Below are 16,068 nucleotides of genomic sequence, written 5' to 3'. Positions count from 1 at the left end.
TTCCGCGCCGGTGTGTCCAAACAGACCCAATTTCCCGCTGTGCGGAGCCGGGAGACTTGATTGTGACGTGCAGGCGAGTTCTATCGCTGCGGCAGCATCGTGCCCCGTTCGCGAAGGGCATTGTGCCAGGACAACGCCTCTTCAATGAGGTGCGGCGTATGTCCGCCGCGTGCCACCGCCCGCTCGAAATAGTCCGTCAGGGCATCGCGATAGTGGGGGTGCACGCAATTTGCGATAATGACCGCAGCGCGCTCACGCGGGGCAAGGCCGCGCAGATCGGCCAGCCCGATTTCCGTGACCAGAATATCCACATCATGTTCGGTATGGTCGACATGGCTAACCATCGGCACGACGCTGGAGATGGCCCCGCCCTTGGCAATCGACTTGGTGACGAAGATGGACATATAGGCGTTGCGGGCAAAATCCCCCGAGCCGCCAATGCCGTTCATCATGTGAGTGCCACCGACATGAGTGGAATTGACGTTGCCATAAATATCGAATTCCAGCGCGGTGTTGATGCCGATGATGCCGAGACGGCGGATGACCTCCGGGTGATTGCTGACCTCCTGCGGACGCAGGATCAGCCTGCTCTTGTAATCGGCCAGTCGCGGCATGATCCGTTCGTTCATGGCGGAGGAGAGCGTGATCGATGAACCGGAGGCGAAAGTAAGCTTGCCAGCATCGAAAAGCTCGAAGGTCGAATCCTGCAGAACTTCCGAATACATTTTGAGATCGTGAAACGGCGTATCGATGAAACCGTGCATGACGGCATTGGCGATGGTGCCGATACCGGCCTGCAACGGCTGGAGTTCGTGGGTCATGCGGCCATGACGGACCTCATTCAGCAGGAATTCGGTGAGATGGCCGGCAATCGCCTTGGTCTCGTCATCAGGCGGCAGCACCGTCGAAAAACTGTCGCTCTTGTCGCTGAGGACGATTGCGGCGATTTTTTCCGGCGGCACCGGAATGAACGGCAGACCGACGCGACTGTCCGTTGCCACCACCGGAATGGGCATGCGGGTCGGGCGTTTTGCGGGGATGAAAATATCATGCAACCCCTCGAGAACGTCGGGTTGCGACAGATTGATCTCAACGATGACCTTTTCGGCCAGAATGGCAAAGCTCGCCGAATTACCGACGGATGTGGTGGGCACGATACCGCCGTCCGCCGTAATCGCTACCGCCTCGATGATGGCAACATCGACGCCGTGGATCTGGCCGCCGCGCAATTGCTCGACCGTTTCAGAAAGGTGCTGGTCGATGAACATCACCTTGCCGTCATTGATCGCCTTGCGCAAAGCAGGGTCGGACTGAAACGGCATACGGCGCGCCAGCATGCCCGCCTCCACCATGGTCTTGTCGAGATCGTTGCCAAGCGATGCACCGGTCATCAGGGTGATCTTCATCGGGTGCGTCTTCGCACGCTCGGCCAGCGCCAGCGGCACCGCCTTTGCTTCGCCGGCCCGCGTAAAGCCGCTCATGCCCACCGTCATGCCATCCTGAATGAGGCCGGCAGCCTCTTCAGCGCTGACTATCCTGTTCAAGAGGGACGCGTTGCGGATACGCTTTTCAAGCATGCACTTCTCCATGATCTGCATTCCAGATGGCGCGTCACGTGGCTGGCCACCTCACCAGTGACTATGGCGCGGAGTTTCAACGATGAAACTGACATAGATCAAGGGTGTGAACGGGACCATGGCTTTGATCCATCAAATCTGATCGACAGACCGCAAGTGGCGCATCGGCGCGACAGGCTGCAGGGCCATCGCAGCATCGCAGCCGACCGCAACCGCTGATGAGGCGTATGGATCGCCTCGTCACATACAGGAGGGTTGCCTCAGCTATTGCCTGCAATCAGGGGCCTTCGCATGCGGAGGCCTGGCCCAGCACGACCTGCCCTACCTCGACATCATAGGCACGGAGGCCGAATGCACCGAGGCTGATCACCCGGTAACAGGGGTTGCCGCCGGTCCACAGGGGATCGACAACCTCGATATCGGTGATGAAGCGATGCGCGCAGGCCTGGCCGGAACTATAGGCGATGCCTTCGGCGCTGGTGCCCGCCATCGGAACGTGGATATGGCCAAAAACAATATGGCGCACGCCGGCCGGATGTCTGCCTAGACGCTGCATAACCGCGCCGTCATCATGCATGCCGATGTTTTCGAAATGCCGGATACCGCAATCCATTGGCGGGTGGTGAACGAAAACCGTCACGGGCAGGTCGCCAGCGCCTTCAAGCGCCTTGTCCAGCCATGTCAGGCGATCCGCACCGTACATGCCGCCGATGACATCGGCCTCGTGGCTGTCGAGAAACAGCAGCCGGCCGAATTCGGTATCGATAAAGGACTGGATATAGCCGTTTTCATCCCGTGGCTGTTCGGGAAAGGCCGCCACGAATTCCGGACGTCGATCGTGATTGCCGAGCATCAGCCGCACGGGCAAGGACACGGGCGCCAAAATGTCGCGAAGGAGGTCATAGGCCTCCGGCTCGCCGTAATTGCAAAGATCGCCCGTCATCACCAGAAGGTCGGCGTCGGCGTGTTTTTCGACGATATCTGATATCGCCCCGCGCAGCTGCTTCTCGGGATCCACGCCGTTTATCGCGATGCCTGGCGGCAAAAGATGGGTATCAGTGATCTGGATGATCTTCATTGTCGGTCTCTCTGCATAAAAATGGCTGCGGGAATGTGCTTCCCGCAGCCTTTTCGATGGTGTCGCTTACTTCAGCAGGGCGTTGGTCTGCTCGACGATCTGCTTGAGACCGGCTTCCGGCGACACTTCACCGCGCATGACGGTGCCGATGATATCGCGCTGGGTGCGCCAGATGCGGACGGAATCACCACCGGGATAACCGGCCCACGGCAGAGAACGGTCAGCCTGCAGCGAAGCGGTCTTCACATTCGGGTTCTCGGCGTAATAGGGAGCCAGGAAGTCAGCGCCGGTTGCCAGCTTATTGGTCGGCAGGTAGCCGGTGATGCGCACGATGGTGTTCTGCGCCTCGGGGCCGGTGATCCACTTCAGGTACTTCCAGGCAGCGTCCTGCTTGGCTTTTTCCTGCGTCAGGATAACGGCAGAGTTGCCGCCGGTCGGCACGCCGCCCTTTTCCTTGTTGTCGAGCGGGAAGGTTGCCGTCTTCAGCTTGAAGCGATCGCCAACCAGACCCTGGATTGTCTGAACGTGAGCGGGCGTCGAGAAGATGAAGCCGGTAAGGCCTGCACCGAACTGCTGGCGCGACTGGTCCCAGTCGAGCAGGTTCTGGCCACCTTCGGTGACGAACTGGCGGGTCATTTTCAGGGCGTTGAGGCCGATCTCATTGTCGAATGCAACGGTCTTGGTCTTTTCGTCAACGAGCTTGCCGCCCTGTTCGAAAACGAGCGCCTGCCACAACCAGTCATCCGGCCAGCCATTGATGTCGTAGCTCATGCCCGCAAACTTCGGGTCGAGTGCCTTGATCTTCTTGGCGAGAGCGATCAGCTCCGGGAAGGTCGTCGGCATCTTGTCCGGGTCGCCGCCAGCCTTGGTGACGAGGTCGGAGTTGATGTAGATGATCGGCGAGGAAGCGTTGACCGGCAGGCCGTACTGCTTGCCGTCGATCTGGCCGAGTGCGGCCATCTTCGGGCTGTAGTTCTTGTCGAGGAAGGCCTGACCGCCTTCAGCCTGGATGAAGGGGCTAAGATCGGTGATCTGGTTGCGCGGTGCGAGCGTGTGCACCAGTTCCGCCGTCAGGTTGTAACCCGAGAAATAAACATCAGGCAGATTGCCCGTGACGGCGGAGCGCAAGACCTGCTGCTGGCCTTCATTGTAGCCTGCGGCCGGAGCGAGGAAGTTGATCTTCACATCCGGGTTCTTCTTCATGAATTCATCGGCCAGCGGCTGATGGAATTTCGTGAAACCCGGCAGGTTGTAGAGAACGTTCAGCGTGATTTCGTTGGCAAGAACCGGCGTAGCGAGGCCTGCAAAGGCCACGCCGAGTGCCAGACCGCCCATCAGAGCGCGTCGGTTGATTTTCATGTCATTCTCCAAAATGGGTTGGGAGGAGGAGTTCGAACGACGTCACTTGACGCCGGTCATGGTAATACCGGCGATGAAATGCCGCCGTGCGAGGAGGAAGCACAGCACCATTGGCGCGGTAATCAGTGTTGCGCCCGCCATCAGGGCACCGTAATTGGCGCCGGATTCGACATCCGCAAAAAGCATCATGCCGAGCGGCGGCGGGGCGAGATTGGTGTCGGAGACCACGATCATCGGCCAATAAAGGTCGTTCCAGTGGGCGACGAGCGAGAAGATCGAGAAAGCCGCGAGCGAAGGCAGCGAGCCGCGCAGCACCAGTCCCCAGCAAATCTCCATTTCCGAAAAACCATCCATGCGGGCCGCTTCGATGATTTCATCCGGGTAGCTGCGGAAGGACTGGTTGAACAGGAAGATGGCGAAGACCGACAGGAAGAACGGCATCATCATCGCGAAGTAGGTGTTCAGCAGTTCCGTCTTCGCCAGACCGACGAAAAGCGGTAGGGCAAGTGCCTGAATTGGCACGCAGAGTGCCGCGATGATGAGACCCAGCAGCAGCTTGCGACCCGGAAACCTAAGCTTCGCCAGCGCATAGGCCGCCGGCACCGATGTCAGGACCTGCACGACAAGGATGCCGACGCAGACGATGACACCGTTCAGCATGAAACGCGCCATCGGCACCTGGCTCGCCGCCCGGGTGTAGTTCTCGACGGCATCGAATTTCGCCGGGATCGGCCAGAGCGAGACGTCGAATATTTCCGCAGGCGAGCGGATCGACGTCAACATCATCCAGTAGAACGGCAGGAGCATCACGAAAGCGCCGAGTGCCAGCACGAGATGCGGGAAGTATTTGCGAAGCGCGGCCATCAGTAGTGCACCTTCCGGTCCATATGCAGCGTCTGGCCGATCGAGAGGATCAACACGATCGCGAGGAAGATCACCGTCAGCGCGGCGGCATAACCGGTGTTGGAATATTCGAACCCTTCAAGATAGAGATCGAAAAGCAGGGTTTCGGAACCGAAGCGGCCCTTGGTCAGCACGGCAACCGTCTCGAAGACCTTGAAGGCCGAGATTGAGGTGGTGACCACCACGAACATCGTCGTCGGCCCCAGCATCGGCCAAGTCACCGTCAGGAACCGGTCGATCGGGTTTTTAGCGCCGTCCAGTCTCGATGCCTCGTGCAAATCCTTCGAAATGGCGGTGAGGCCGGCGAGGAACAGCACCATGTTGAAGCCCAGAACCTGCCAGACACCCATCAGCGCCATGGTCGGAATGAGCAGAACGGGGTTGGAGAGGAACGCGACTGGCTCGAAACCGAACCACTTGATCGCCGCATTCACCGGGCCAAGCGAAGGATGCAGCAGAAATTGCCACACGGTCGCCATGGCGACGAGCGTTGCGGTGACGGGGAGGAAATAAGCGACTTCCCAGAAGGCGCGGCTGCGCTTGCGATTATAAACGAGCAAGGCCACGCCGAGCGCCAGGAACACGCCGAAGGGAATGACGATGACCGCATAAATGGCCGTATTCGCCAGCGCGCGCAGGAAGACCGGATCGTGGAAAGCCTTGACGAAATTGTCGAGACCCACAAAGCGGGTGGAGAGTGCGCCGAGCTTGTAATCTGTGACGGAAAAACCGGCCAGAACGAATATGGGAACGATATAGATCGCCAAAAGCAGCAGACTTGCCGGTGCTGCGAACATCAGGCCACGCCAGATCATCCGCCGGTCCGCCTTCGAGAGGCGCGGGCGAGACTTTGTGCGCGTGGCCGAGGAAAAATCAACCGCCGTCATGCCGGCACCATTTCACGCACCGTCGTCTTGCGACGCAGGCCGTCTGCGGCAAAAAGATGCACGCGCTCCGGTGCAAAACCGAGATTCATCACGCCGTTCTCATCGGCGCCCAGTACCTCACCTGCTGCCTGACGCAGTGTGATGGCCACCGTCTCGTCGCTCAACAGGCGGCAGCTTACGAAACGGTCCGCACCGTGGGTTTCGCTGCGGGTCACCCGCACTGCGAAGCCTTCGGTGCCCGGGCGCAAATCTTCGGCGCGAAGGCCAAGCGTCGCCGGGCCGGCATCACGACCAGAAGCCTCCACACCAAGATCGCGGCCGAAAGCCGTGACTTTACCTCCAGCATGGATTTCCACCGGCAGCAGGTTGATCGACGGCGTGCCAATGAAGCGCGCAACCGTCAGTGTCGCCGGTTTCCGGTAAAGCTCGTCCGGCGTGCCCAGTTGCTCGATACGACCTTCCGACATCAGCGCGATGCGGTCCGACATTGTCATCGCTTCGATCTGGTCATGGGTGACGTAGATAAACGTCGCGCCCAACCGCCGGTGCAGCCCGGCAAGCTCCTCGCGCATGTGGGCGCGAAGCTTTGCATCGAGGTTGGAGAGCGGTTCATCCATCAGGAATGCGGCAGGCGAGCGCACCAGTGCCCGGGCCAGAGCCACTCGCTGGCGCTGGCCGCCTGAAAGCTGGGCCGGCTTGCGGTCCAGCAGATGCGCGATCTGCAGGGTCTCGGCCGCCTGTTCGACGGCAGCATCGATCTGGCGCAAAGTTTCGGCAGGCGCCGCAAATCTTCCGATCAGCGGCAAGCGTGCAGCAAGCGGCAGACGTCGCATCCGAAGCGGCGTCGCGATGTTCTGGCGCACGCTCATATGCGGATAAAGCGCGTAGGACTGAAACACCATCGCCAGATTGCGATCACTTGGATCGATCTCCGTCACATCCTGACCGCCGATCGTCACCGAACCGCGATCCGGCGTTTCCAGCCCCGCGATGATGCGCAGCAGCGTTGACTTGCCGCAGCCGGACATGCCGACGAGGGACAAAAATTCTCCGGGACGGATGGAGAGATCGATCTCTTTCAGAACATCGTCAGCTCCAAAGCCTTTTCCGATACCCGAAAGTTCAAGTGATTGTGGCGTCATTCTGCGCTCCTTTTCTGGAGCGCATATGCTTATATTGTATGACAATATGACGAAGGTTTGCAGAAAGTTCCGTGACACTGAAAAGCCCGGCAATCCCGGCTCATCGCCACGCCCTGAGATACCGACCTTCACAAAAAACTGCTAATATCAGGGGGCAGTTCGACTATCCGAGCTTGACGCCTGTTCACCGGCCTTGCGTGCCTCGCGGGCCCGGTTTCTAAACGGCTGCAAGAATCACATGAGCCTGAATTCTGGCGACGACTTCGTCGCTGCCATAGCGCGCTTCAATGGCGGATGCGGCGCAGTCCGTCGCGGCTTCAAGTTTTCCCGGCCCTCTGGCTTCGATTTCGGTCCGGAGAACGGTTCCCTGACAATAGGCGATGGCAGGAATGCGCGGTGACGATGCACGGCTTTGCGCCGCTATCGTCTCGATCACCACGAGAGAGAAGCCGGCACTTTCCAGCTCACCACGAATCAATGTCGTATCGTGGTAGCCGTGCGGGGTGCGGGCCATGAAGCGCGGCGGATCGTCGGGAAACAGGCTTGCAAGGGCGTTCGTCACCTCATTCGCGAGATGATTCTCCTCGATTCGGTCCCATACGTTGAATAAATAATGGCCGCCGGGCTTCAGCACCCTCTTCGCTTCGCGATAGGCAGACGGGCGGTCGGGAAAAAACATCGCACCGAACTGGCAGATAACAAGATCGAAAGCAGCATTTTCGAACGGCAGCGCCTGAGCGTCGGCTTGGCGCCACTGGATGCGATTGTTGGGCACCTTGCGCGACGCCGCAAAGTCGAGCATCGGCTGGTTGAGGTCTGTCACGACATAATTTGCCGCGGGCGGCAATCCGGGCGCCAGTTCCCGCGTGACGACCCCGGTACCTGCGGCGATTTCCAGAACATTGATCGGCGTTAACGCCGCCGCCCGCCGTGCCAGATCGCGGGCGAATGGCTCGAAAATCAACGGCACCATATAGCGGTCGTAGTTTTCCGGGATAGACCCGGCAAAAACCTTGTCCGTTTCCAACATGGCTTTCACCCTGCGGTCAGCTGATGACCCCGGAACTTTAGCACATATACGGGAAATTCGGAATCTGTTCGGCCACGTGGGTTTTACGGAGATGCCAACGGTGCCGATATTCTATCGACACGACAAACAGCCTTGGGAAAGGCCGTATCATTATATTTTTGCGGAAAGAGAAATGGCGCACCCGAAGAGATTCGAACTCCTGACCCCCAGATTCGTAGTCTGGTGCTCTATCCAGCTGAGCTACGGGTGCGTGCCGTTCCGGTCATTTCCGGTGGCGTGGCGATCCTCTAAAACGTCCTCATTCCGATTGCAAGCGATTTCGTTTCGAAATTGTCATTTTTCCGCAGCAATTCATGTATCCTATTGATTATATTATAAATTCCATCAAGGGCATTTTTGAGTGGCCGTATGGGGCGCATATTCCGCGAGGTGCGGCGATTGCGCAGGACCTTCTTCAGGCGAAGTCATCAGGCGGTTCGAGCGGCGTGTACGGAGGCGGCGCGGTCAGCGATCTCGATGCGGAACTGCGTGCCGGGACCGGGTTTTTCGACAAGTGCTATCGTGCCGCCATGGGCAAGCACAAGTTCCCGCGCGATGACGAGGCCGAGACCGGTGCCGCCGGAGCGGGCCGATCCCCTGAAGGCGGAAAACAGGTTCTCTTTCGCCTTGCGCGGCATTCCCGGCCCATTGTCGTCTATCACGATGCTGACGACGTTGCCTGCCCTCTGCGCTGCAATCGACAGATGCCGAGGCGCCGCGTTCGCCGTGTCGGATTGCAGTGCCTGAACAGCGTTGCGACAGAGATTGTGGATCACCCGGAAAAGCTGCTCGGCATCCGCATCGACGGTGAGATCGGGCGGCACGCTATCGTGAAACTCGATACCGCTTTCCGGATCGAGCGCCAGAATGTCACGCACATCCCGTACCAGAAGACTTAACTGCACCGTCTTGCGTTTCGGCGCGCCCTCCGTCGCCTGCCCGTAGGCAAGAACCTCGGTTGTATAGGCCACGGCGCGGTCGATCGTGCGCAGCAGTTTCGGCGCAAAGCTCCTGACCATCGGATCCTTGGCGTCCACCAGCCGGTCCGACATGAGCTGTGCGGATGACAGGATATTGCGCATGTCGTGGTTGATCTTCGAAACCGCCAGACCGAGATCCACGAGGTTTTTCTGTTGCCGCAGGGTTTTCTGCAACTCCGTCTGCATGTCAGCCAGGTGACGGCCCGCGACGGACAGCTCGTCGCTTCCCTCCTCCGGCACGAAAATCCGCTCGGGATTGCCCGGTTCCTCGGAAAAACGCTGCATGCCAAGCGTCAGGCGACGTATGGGCCGGATCATGATGCGGTTGATGGAAACGAAGATGAGACCGGCGGTGACAAGCGACAGGACGATGGAGATCAGGAAAACATTGCGGGCATAAGCCAGCATCGCCGCCCGTAGTTTGTTTTCACCCAGCACGAGTTCAATGATGGTGTCGCTGTCTCCGACCACATCGAAAACGCGGATGACGCGATTGCCGCCAAACAGCAATGTGGAAAAGGCATCCCGCACCGCCGCCAGTTGCGAGACATCGGAAAGATCATATTGCTCATCAACCCCGGGCGGCGTTTCCGCCACGGCAAGCAGGCGCGATGTGCCATCCTTGCGCAGCGCAATCAGCTTCGCCCCGGTGGCCATCAGCGTGTCGTTCTGCACGCTCCGCGGCAATTCGGCCTGCAAGCCATCGATCACCGCGCCGGCTGCTGCGGCCGTGTTCAGACGGTCCCGCAGCCATGAAAGGCGCATATTGGCGACCGAAGGCACGAAGATCAGCACTTCGGCAATCATCACGAAAATAACGGTGAGCAACAGCAGGCGCCCGGAAAGCCCCCCGGTCAATCCCGGCATGCAGTGCACCGGATTGTCTTCCGTGCCGTCCAAGCTGTCTACGCCTTTAGAAAACACCGGGCCCTGATCCTGTATGCGCGCCGCCGCTTCGGTGGAACGGCTCGGTTTATATGCAAGCACGATAATAGGACCTAACAGATATTTTTCAAATGCGTTGCAAAACAAACGTTTCCATCGCCTGAAAAACAAAACGCCGCCCGGAAGGGCGGCGTTTGACGTAGAACCTGTCTCAAGCGACACCGCAGGCGGAATGGCTTAGAACTCCTGCCAGTCCCCGTTCGCTACAGCAGCGGCTGGTTGGGCGTTGAGAGCGCGGCTGACGCTGCTCATCAATTTACGTGCCGGAGAGGCCACGGCCGCTGCCCTTCCGGACACCGCCACGGGCCGCATCGGCTGTTCTGCGCGAGAGCGGATCTGACCATCCTCTACGCCGACCTTGAAGCGCGACACCAGCGTCACGAGATGGCCCGCCTCACCGCTCAGCTTGTGGGTTGCGGCCGAGGTTTCCTCGACCATGGCGGCATTGCGCTGCGTCACCTGATCCATCTGGTTGATGGCGGTATTCACCTCATGCAGGCCGGTCGACTGTTCCCGCGCCGCCGTGGCGATCGAATGGATATGTTCGTTAATCGCCAGAACGCGGGTCTCGATCTCGCCCAGTGCGCTGCCGGTTCTCTGCACCAGCGACACACCGCGTCCGACCTCTTCGCCGGATTTGGTGATCAGCGCCTTGATGTCCTTCGCAGCCGTCGCGGAGCGTTGCGCCAGTTCACGCACTTCCTGTGCGACGACAGCGAAGCCCTTGCCCGCCTCACCCGCACGCGCGGCCTCAACGCCGGCGTTCAGCGCCAGAAGGTTGGTCTGAAAGGCGATCTCGTCAATGACATTGATGATCTGGCTGATTTCCCGCGAGGCATTCTCGATCCGATCCATGGCGGAGACGGCATCGCGCACGACATTCGCGGATTCTGCCGTCTTCTGCTTGGTCTCGGCCACCATGGTGCTGGCTTCCTGTGCCCGATCCGTGGAATTGCGAACGACCGCGGTGATTTCGTCGAGGGCAGCGGAGGTTTCCTCCAGTGCCGCAGCCTGCTGTTCCGTCCGCTTCGAAAGGTCGTCGGCCGCCGAACGCAATTCGTTCGCATTGCCGCTGATGCCTTCCGTGCTGCTGCGCACTTCCCGCATCGTCTCCCGCAGCTTGGCCAGCGTCTCGTTGACATTGGTCTGGAGCTCGGCGAACACGCCGCGGAACTCGCCATCCATCTTTTCCGTCAGATCGCCCCGCGCCAGACCTTCGATGACGCGGCTGGTCTCGGAAACCCCATTGTCCACGCCGGTGAGCAGGGCATTGATCGTCGCAGCGAAACGATTGAGGTTTTCGTCGCCGTAATCCTTGTTGATGCGGCGGCTGAAATCGCCCTGGGCCGCAGCGTCGACGACAACGGCCATGCCGGCCTGCAGGTCATCGCTCTTGGCACGCATGGCGGTTTCCTGCGCATTCATGCGGCGCACTTCACGACCGTTCTTCTTGAAGACTTCGACTGCCGCTGCCATTTCCCCGATTTCGTCGGTCCGGCCGAGATAGGGTACGTCCGCGTCCAGATTTCCGTCCGCAACGGCATTCATCACTTCCGAAACCTTGCGGATGGGCGCACTCAGCTGCCGCGCTCCGATGTAGAGGCCGAACGCCGCGCCCGCCAATATGCCGCTGCCGGTGACGATGATGACCAGCCAGAAGGTCGTCGTCACAAAGCCGTCGATGCCCGCCTTGACGGCTTCAAGCCCGGCGATGTCATTCTTCACGACAGCATCGATTTCCGCCTGATAGGCTTTGCGGTTGGCCCGGTTCGCGTCGTTGTTACCCTGCTGGTTGGCGGCCTGCGGGCCGGCCTCGCGGGCAAGCCGCGCCGTTTCCAGACGGAAGGCCTTGAATTCCTTGAAGCGGCTGGAGAGATTGTCGAAGGCCGCCTTCTGTTCCGCCGGAACGAGAGGGGTCCAGGTTGCGATCAGCTTCTCCATGGCGTCGAGGTTCTTGACGATGCCATCAGCAAAAGGTGCCGCCTTTTCGATATCAGGCGCAGCGTAGACCCCGCGCGCCTCCATGACGACCGCAGTCACAAGCCGGTTCAGCGCTTCACCCTTATAGGCGCGCTCCGCTGCCTTTTCGTATCCGACCGTGCGCACCTGAAATTCGCTGACCGCATATATGGACAGGCCGCCGATGGTGCAGGCCACAAGGCTCATAAGCCCGACAAGAAGATTGATACGACCGCGAATTCTCAATTTCGTTCCCCCAAAAAGCCAGCCGCACGATGGAAAATGGGAAGCTGGCATAACTTTTCCCACCACAATATTTATCAATGCCGTCTTAAGAAAGAATTTCAGAATTTACCGATCGTGCGATCGGAATGCGCCCGCAGCGCCCGTGCGCGAAGCCGATTTCATGGCGCTTCCGCAAAAGGTGAAGCGCGAAAACCCCTTCGGCAATTGACTTTGCTCGGCCTATGCCCTTATAAGCCGCGCACGCTCGGCCATTAAAAGCTCGCCCAGGCGGGGTTAGCCGTGCAAAAAACGAAACGCTCTTGCAAATAGTGCAAATTCAAGAAGGGCCGCACACCGCGGTATTAAATAAATGTCGAAGCGTACATTCCAGCCATCCAAGCTTGTTCGCAAGCGTCGTCATGGTTTCCGTGCCCGTATGGCTACTGCCGGCGGTCGCAAAGTTCTCGCAGCCCGCCGTGCGCGCGGCCGCGCAAGTCTGTCGGCTTAATTGCCGTCTCTGTGGCCCGATGAAAGTCGCGGGCACATGAGCAAGACAAAAAAACTGCCCGGCCGGCTTAAAAACCGGTCGGATTTTCTTGCCGTGCAGACGGGGGAAAAGCGTCGGGGAGGCACCTTTCTTCTGGAGGTCCTCGACCGGAAAACCCCGGAAACCGAACCTCGGGTCGGTTTCACCGTAACGAAAAGACAAGGCAACGCGGTCGAGCGAAATCGCATGCGCCGCCGTCTCAAGGAAGCCGTCAGGCTTTCTGCCGGATTCGCAATGAAGCCCGGCCATGACTATGTGATTGTCGCCCGCAGGGACGTGCTCGAGACGGCCTTCCCCAAACTTCAGTCTCTCCTTACCGAGCGAATTGAAGGAACGGCGAAACCGAAACGGTCCCAGGACACCCGCTCCAGGAAAGAATGATGGAAAAGAACCGCAATTACTTCATCGCGATAGCCCTTTCGGTTGTCATCGTCCTCGCCTGGCAATTCCTTTACATGAATCCGCGCATCGAGCAGCAGCGCCGCGCCGAAGAGGCCCGCCAGGCGCAGCAGCAGACAACGCAGCAACAGCCGGCACCGGGTGCCGCACCCGGCGTGACCGTCGACGGCGCACCGCCTGCCTCCTCCACGCAGGCCGCCGCCACGGCGACGCGTGAAGAAGCGATCGCAAAAAGCCAGCGTGTCGCCATCGACACCAACGCCATCGCCGGCTCGATCAATCTGACCGGCGCCCGCTTCGATGACATCCGGCTCAAGGGCTACCATGAGACCGTCGATGACTCGAGCCCGATCATCACGCTGTTTTCGCCTTCCGACACCAAGGACGGCTACTTCACCGAACTCGGTTACGTTGGCGGTGCCGATGCCGGCAGCGTTCCCGGTCCTGCGACCGTGTGGACCCTCGCAAGCGGCGACAAGCTGACGGAGACCACACCGGTTACGCTGAAGTATGCCAACCAGAATGGCGTCGTTTTCTCCCGTACCGTTTCGATCGACCAGCATTACATGATCACGGTCAACGACAAGGTCGAGAACCCCGGACAGGCGCCCGTATCCTTTGCCACCTATGGCCGCGTGACGCGCAACAACAAGCCGGCAATACCGCCCGTTTTCGTCATCCATGAAGGCTTCCTCGGCGTCTCGGGCAAAGACGGCAGCCTGACGGAAGAAAAATACAAGGATGTCGAAGAAACCCCGGTAACGGTTGCCAAGGCGACCGGCGGCTGGCTCGGCATCACCGACAAATATTGGGCCGCTGCCATTGTGCCGCCGCAGATGACGCCGTTCGAAACGCGTTACTCGCACATCAAGGGCAATCAGCCGAGCTACCAGGCCGATTTCAAGAGCGACACGATGACAGTCGAACCCGGCCAGTCCATCGAACTGAAGAGCCTTGTCTTCGCCGGTGCCAAGGAAGTGCCGCTGGTTGACCGCTATGAAACCGAATATTCCATTCCGAAGTTCGACCTGTTGATCGACTGGGGCTGGTTCTACTTCATCACCAAGCCGATGTTCAAAATGATGGATTTCTTCTTCCGTTATTTTGGCAACTTCGGTGTGGCCATCCTCCTGACCACCATCGTCGTCAAGGCTCTCTTCTTCCCGCTCGCCAGCAAGCAATATGCATCCATGGCGAACATGAAGCGCATGCAGCCGAAGATGGAAGAGCTGAAGGCCAAGCATGGCGATGACCGCATGGCCATGCAGCAGGCGATGATGCAGCTTTATAAGGAAGAGAAGATCAATCCGGTTGCCGGCTGCTGGCCGATGCTGCTGCAGATTCCGGTCTTCTTCGCGCTCTACAAGGTCATCTACGTCACCATCGAAATGCGGCATGCACCGTTCTTCGGCTGGATTCACGACCTTTCCGCGCCAGATCCGACCTCGCTGTTCAACCTGTTCGGCCTTCTGCCCTACGACGTGCCGCACTTCCTGATGATCGGCGTCTGGCCGCTCGTCATGGGCATCACGATGTTCCTGCAGATGCGCATGAACCCGACCCCACCCGATCCGACACAGGCGATGATCTTCACCTGGATGCCGCTGATCTTCACGTTCATGCTGGCTTCGTTCCCCGCCGGTCTGGTTATCTACTGGGCATGGAACAACACGCTGTCGATCTCGCAGCAGGCCCTCATCATGAAGCGTCACGGTGCCAAAATCGAACTGTTCGATAATCTCAAAGGGCTATTCAAGCGAAAGCCGGTGCAATCGAAATGAGTGAAACCGGCCCGGCAACCGAAAAGCCCCTCTTCGGGCGACCCTGGATATTCATTCGCGGCGTTCCCGCGATGAAATTCCTGCCGCCCGAAGGCCCGCCGGAGATTGCCTTCGCCGGACGTTCGAATGTCGGCAAGTCTTCGCTCATCAATGCGCTGGTGGGCCACAAAGGCCTTGCCCGTACCTCCAACACACCCGGACGCACGCAGGAACTGAACTACTTCGTTCCTGAGGGTTATTCCGGTGAGCCGGGCGACCTGCCGCCGATGGCGCTGGTCGATATGCCGGGTTACGGCTATGCGCAGGCGCCGAAGGACCACGTCGATGCCTGGACGAAGCTCGTCTTCGATTACCTGCGTGGACGTGCGACGCTGAAGCGCGTCTACGTGCTGATCGATTCCCGCCATGGCATAAAAAAGAACGACGAGGAAGTTCTTGGCCTGCTCGACAAGGCGGCCGTGTCCTATCAGGTCGTGCTGACGAAGACGGACAAGATCAAGGACGTTGGCGTTCCCCGGCTGATCAGTGAGACGCTGGAGAAAATCCGCAAGCGTCCCGCCGCCTATCCGGAAGTTCTCGCCACCTCGTCGGAGAAATCCTTCGGGCTGGATAGCCTGCGCGCCGAGATCGTACGAACGGTTTCTCTCTAAAAGACCGTCGCCTTCAGGCGATGGTGAAAAGCAGGACGGCGGTCCAGAGCATCGCCGTCAATGCCAGAAGCCGCCAGAAACGCACGGAATTCCACACCTCAAGAAGCATCGCGGCGAATATGCTGCCATTGCGAAGCGGCTGGCCCTTGAATGGCAGACCGGAACGAAGCGGATCCCTGTCAAGCAGGGCTGCAACGCCCGCTCTTTCGCGATATTCGGTTTCCGCCAGATTGTCCCGCCAGCGCCTGACTATGGCCGCAAACTGGCGGTCGCGTTTGACGCGTTTTGCAAGCTCCGCCATGCTTTCCGGTGGCAAGGCACCCAGCACATATTCGCCAGCGAGTACTTCGTCCCGCAAACCGCTTTGCTTGTCTCGATCCGGTACGGTCATATGTTTTCAAACTCCTCGGTCGTTCAGGCCAGCATCGTTTTTGCGATGCGCAACGATCCTCCGTCGCTCTGCTGAATAACCCCTCCCCTGCTTGCCACAAGGCTGGTCCGATTGGTGCTTTATGTCAATCTTATTACGCGCCGTGGGCGGCCCAAAAGCGGAATTTTACTATGCGC

At 59.3% G+C, this 16,068-nt stretch carries 14 protein-coding genes and 1 tRNA gene; 4 read left to right on the top strand and 11 right to left on the bottom strand.

The window, feature by feature from the left end; all coding sequences use genetic code 11:
• Window positions 1–80 precede the first annotated feature (80 nt).
• The 10 genes from CRP02_RS12985 to CRP02_RS12935 form a co-directional block, all read right to left on the bottom strand.
• Complete coding sequence (locus tag CRP02_RS12985) at window positions 81–1,577, bottom strand: acetyl-CoA hydrolase/transferase family protein (protein WP_097171413.1); 1,497 nt, start codon at window positions 1,575–1,577, stop codon at window positions 81–83.
• 277 nt (window positions 1,578–1,854) lie between these two features.
• Window positions 1,855–2,655 (bottom strand): phosphodiesterase, encoded by an 801-nt coding sequence (locus tag CRP02_RS12980; protein WP_097171412.1) that lies wholly within the window; start codon window positions 2,653–2,655, stop codon window positions 1,855–1,857.
• A gap of 66 nt (window positions 2,656–2,721) precedes the next feature.
• The gene (locus CRP02_RS12975) at window positions 2,722–4,014 is read right to left on the bottom strand and encodes an ABC transporter substrate-binding protein (protein ID WP_025592292.1); all 1,293 of its coding nucleotides are present in this window, start codon (window positions 4,012–4,014) and stop codon (window positions 2,722–2,724) included.
• Window positions 4,015–4,056: 42 nt separating this feature from the next.
• Window positions 4,057–4,878 (bottom strand): carbohydrate ABC transporter permease, encoded by an 822-nt coding sequence (locus CRP02_RS12970; RefSeq protein WP_003514860.1) that lies wholly within the window; start codon window positions 4,876–4,878, stop codon window positions 4,057–4,059.
• Window positions 4,878–5,804: a carbohydrate ABC transporter permease gene (locus CRP02_RS12965; protein ID WP_097101409.1), complete on the bottom strand. Its 927-nt coding sequence runs from the start codon at window positions 5,802–5,804 to the stop codon at window positions 4,878–4,880. The genes CRP02_RS12970 and CRP02_RS12965 overlap by 1 nt, the downstream gene beginning before the upstream one ends.
• Window positions 5,801–6,946 (bottom strand): ABC transporter ATP-binding protein, encoded by a 1,146-nt coding sequence (locus CRP02_RS12960; RefSeq protein WP_179784008.1) that lies wholly within the window; start codon window positions 6,944–6,946, stop codon window positions 5,801–5,803. The genes CRP02_RS12965 and CRP02_RS12960 overlap by 4 nt, the downstream gene beginning before the upstream one ends.
• Window positions 6,947–7,163: 217 nt before the next feature.
• Window positions 7,164–7,976: a class I SAM-dependent methyltransferase gene (locus CRP02_RS12955; protein WP_097171411.1), complete on the bottom strand. Its 813-nt coding sequence runs from the start codon at window positions 7,974–7,976 to the stop codon at window positions 7,164–7,166.
• Between the two features lie 173 nt (window positions 7,977–8,149).
• Window positions 8,150–8,226, bottom strand: a tRNA-Arg gene (locus tag CRP02_RS12950).
• Between the two features lie 217 nt (window positions 8,227–8,443).
• Complete coding sequence (locus CRP02_RS12940) at window positions 8,444–9,862, bottom strand: sensor histidine kinase (RefSeq protein ID WP_038492672.1); 1,419 nt, start codon at window positions 9,860–9,862, stop codon at window positions 8,444–8,446.
• 255 nt (window positions 9,863–10,117) lie between these two features.
• Window positions 10,118–12,145 (bottom strand): methyl-accepting chemotaxis protein, encoded by a 2,028-nt coding sequence (locus CRP02_RS12935; RefSeq protein ID WP_097172760.1) that lies wholly within the window; start codon window positions 12,143–12,145, stop codon window positions 10,118–10,120.
• Between the two features lie 349 nt (window positions 12,146–12,494).
• Here CRP02_RS12935 and rpmH point away from each other — a divergent pair, with 349 nt between their 5' ends.
• The 4 genes from rpmH to yihA are packed head-to-tail and all read left to right on the top strand — an operon-like array spanning window position 12,495 to window position 15,501.
• Window positions 12,495–12,632 (top strand): 50S ribosomal protein L34, encoded by a 138-nt coding sequence (gene rpmH / locus CRP02_RS12925; protein ID WP_013635393.1) that lies wholly within the window; start codon window positions 12,495–12,497, stop codon window positions 12,630–12,632.
• Between the two features lie 36 nt (window positions 12,633–12,668).
• Window positions 12,669–13,052, top strand: a complete 384-nt coding sequence (gene rnpA, locus CRP02_RS12920; protein WP_003514841.1) for a ribonuclease P protein component — start codon at window positions 12,669–12,671, stop codon at window positions 13,050–13,052.
• Window positions 13,052–14,851, top strand: a complete 1,800-nt coding sequence (gene yidC / locus CRP02_RS12915; RefSeq protein WP_097171409.1) for a membrane protein insertase YidC — start codon at window positions 13,052–13,054, stop codon at window positions 14,849–14,851. Before rnpA ends, yidC begins: the two co-directional genes overlap by 1 nt.
• The gene (gene yihA / locus CRP02_RS12910) at window positions 14,848–15,501 is read left to right on the top strand and encodes a ribosome biogenesis GTP-binding protein YihA/YsxC (protein WP_003514838.1); all 654 of its coding nucleotides are present in this window, start codon (window positions 14,848–14,850) and stop codon (window positions 15,499–15,501) included. Before yidC ends, yihA begins: the two co-directional genes overlap by 4 nt.
• A gap of 13 nt (window positions 15,502–15,514) precedes the next feature.
• Here the strand turns inward: yihA and CRP02_RS12905 are convergent, their stop codons facing one another.
• Entirely contained in the window at window positions 15,515–15,892 is a 378-nt protein-coding gene (locus CRP02_RS12905; protein ID WP_097171408.1) for a hypothetical protein, read from the bottom strand.
• Between the last annotated feature and the right edge of the window lie 176 nt (window positions 15,893–16,068).

Source organism: Rhizobium sp. AN5, from assembly GCF_900215255.1.
In the GTDB taxonomy this organism is placed as follows: domain Bacteria; phylum Pseudomonadota; class Alphaproteobacteria; order Rhizobiales; family Rhizobiaceae; genus Agrobacterium; species Agrobacterium tumefaciens.
This window is presented reverse-complemented; position numbering and strand designations above follow the sequence as displayed.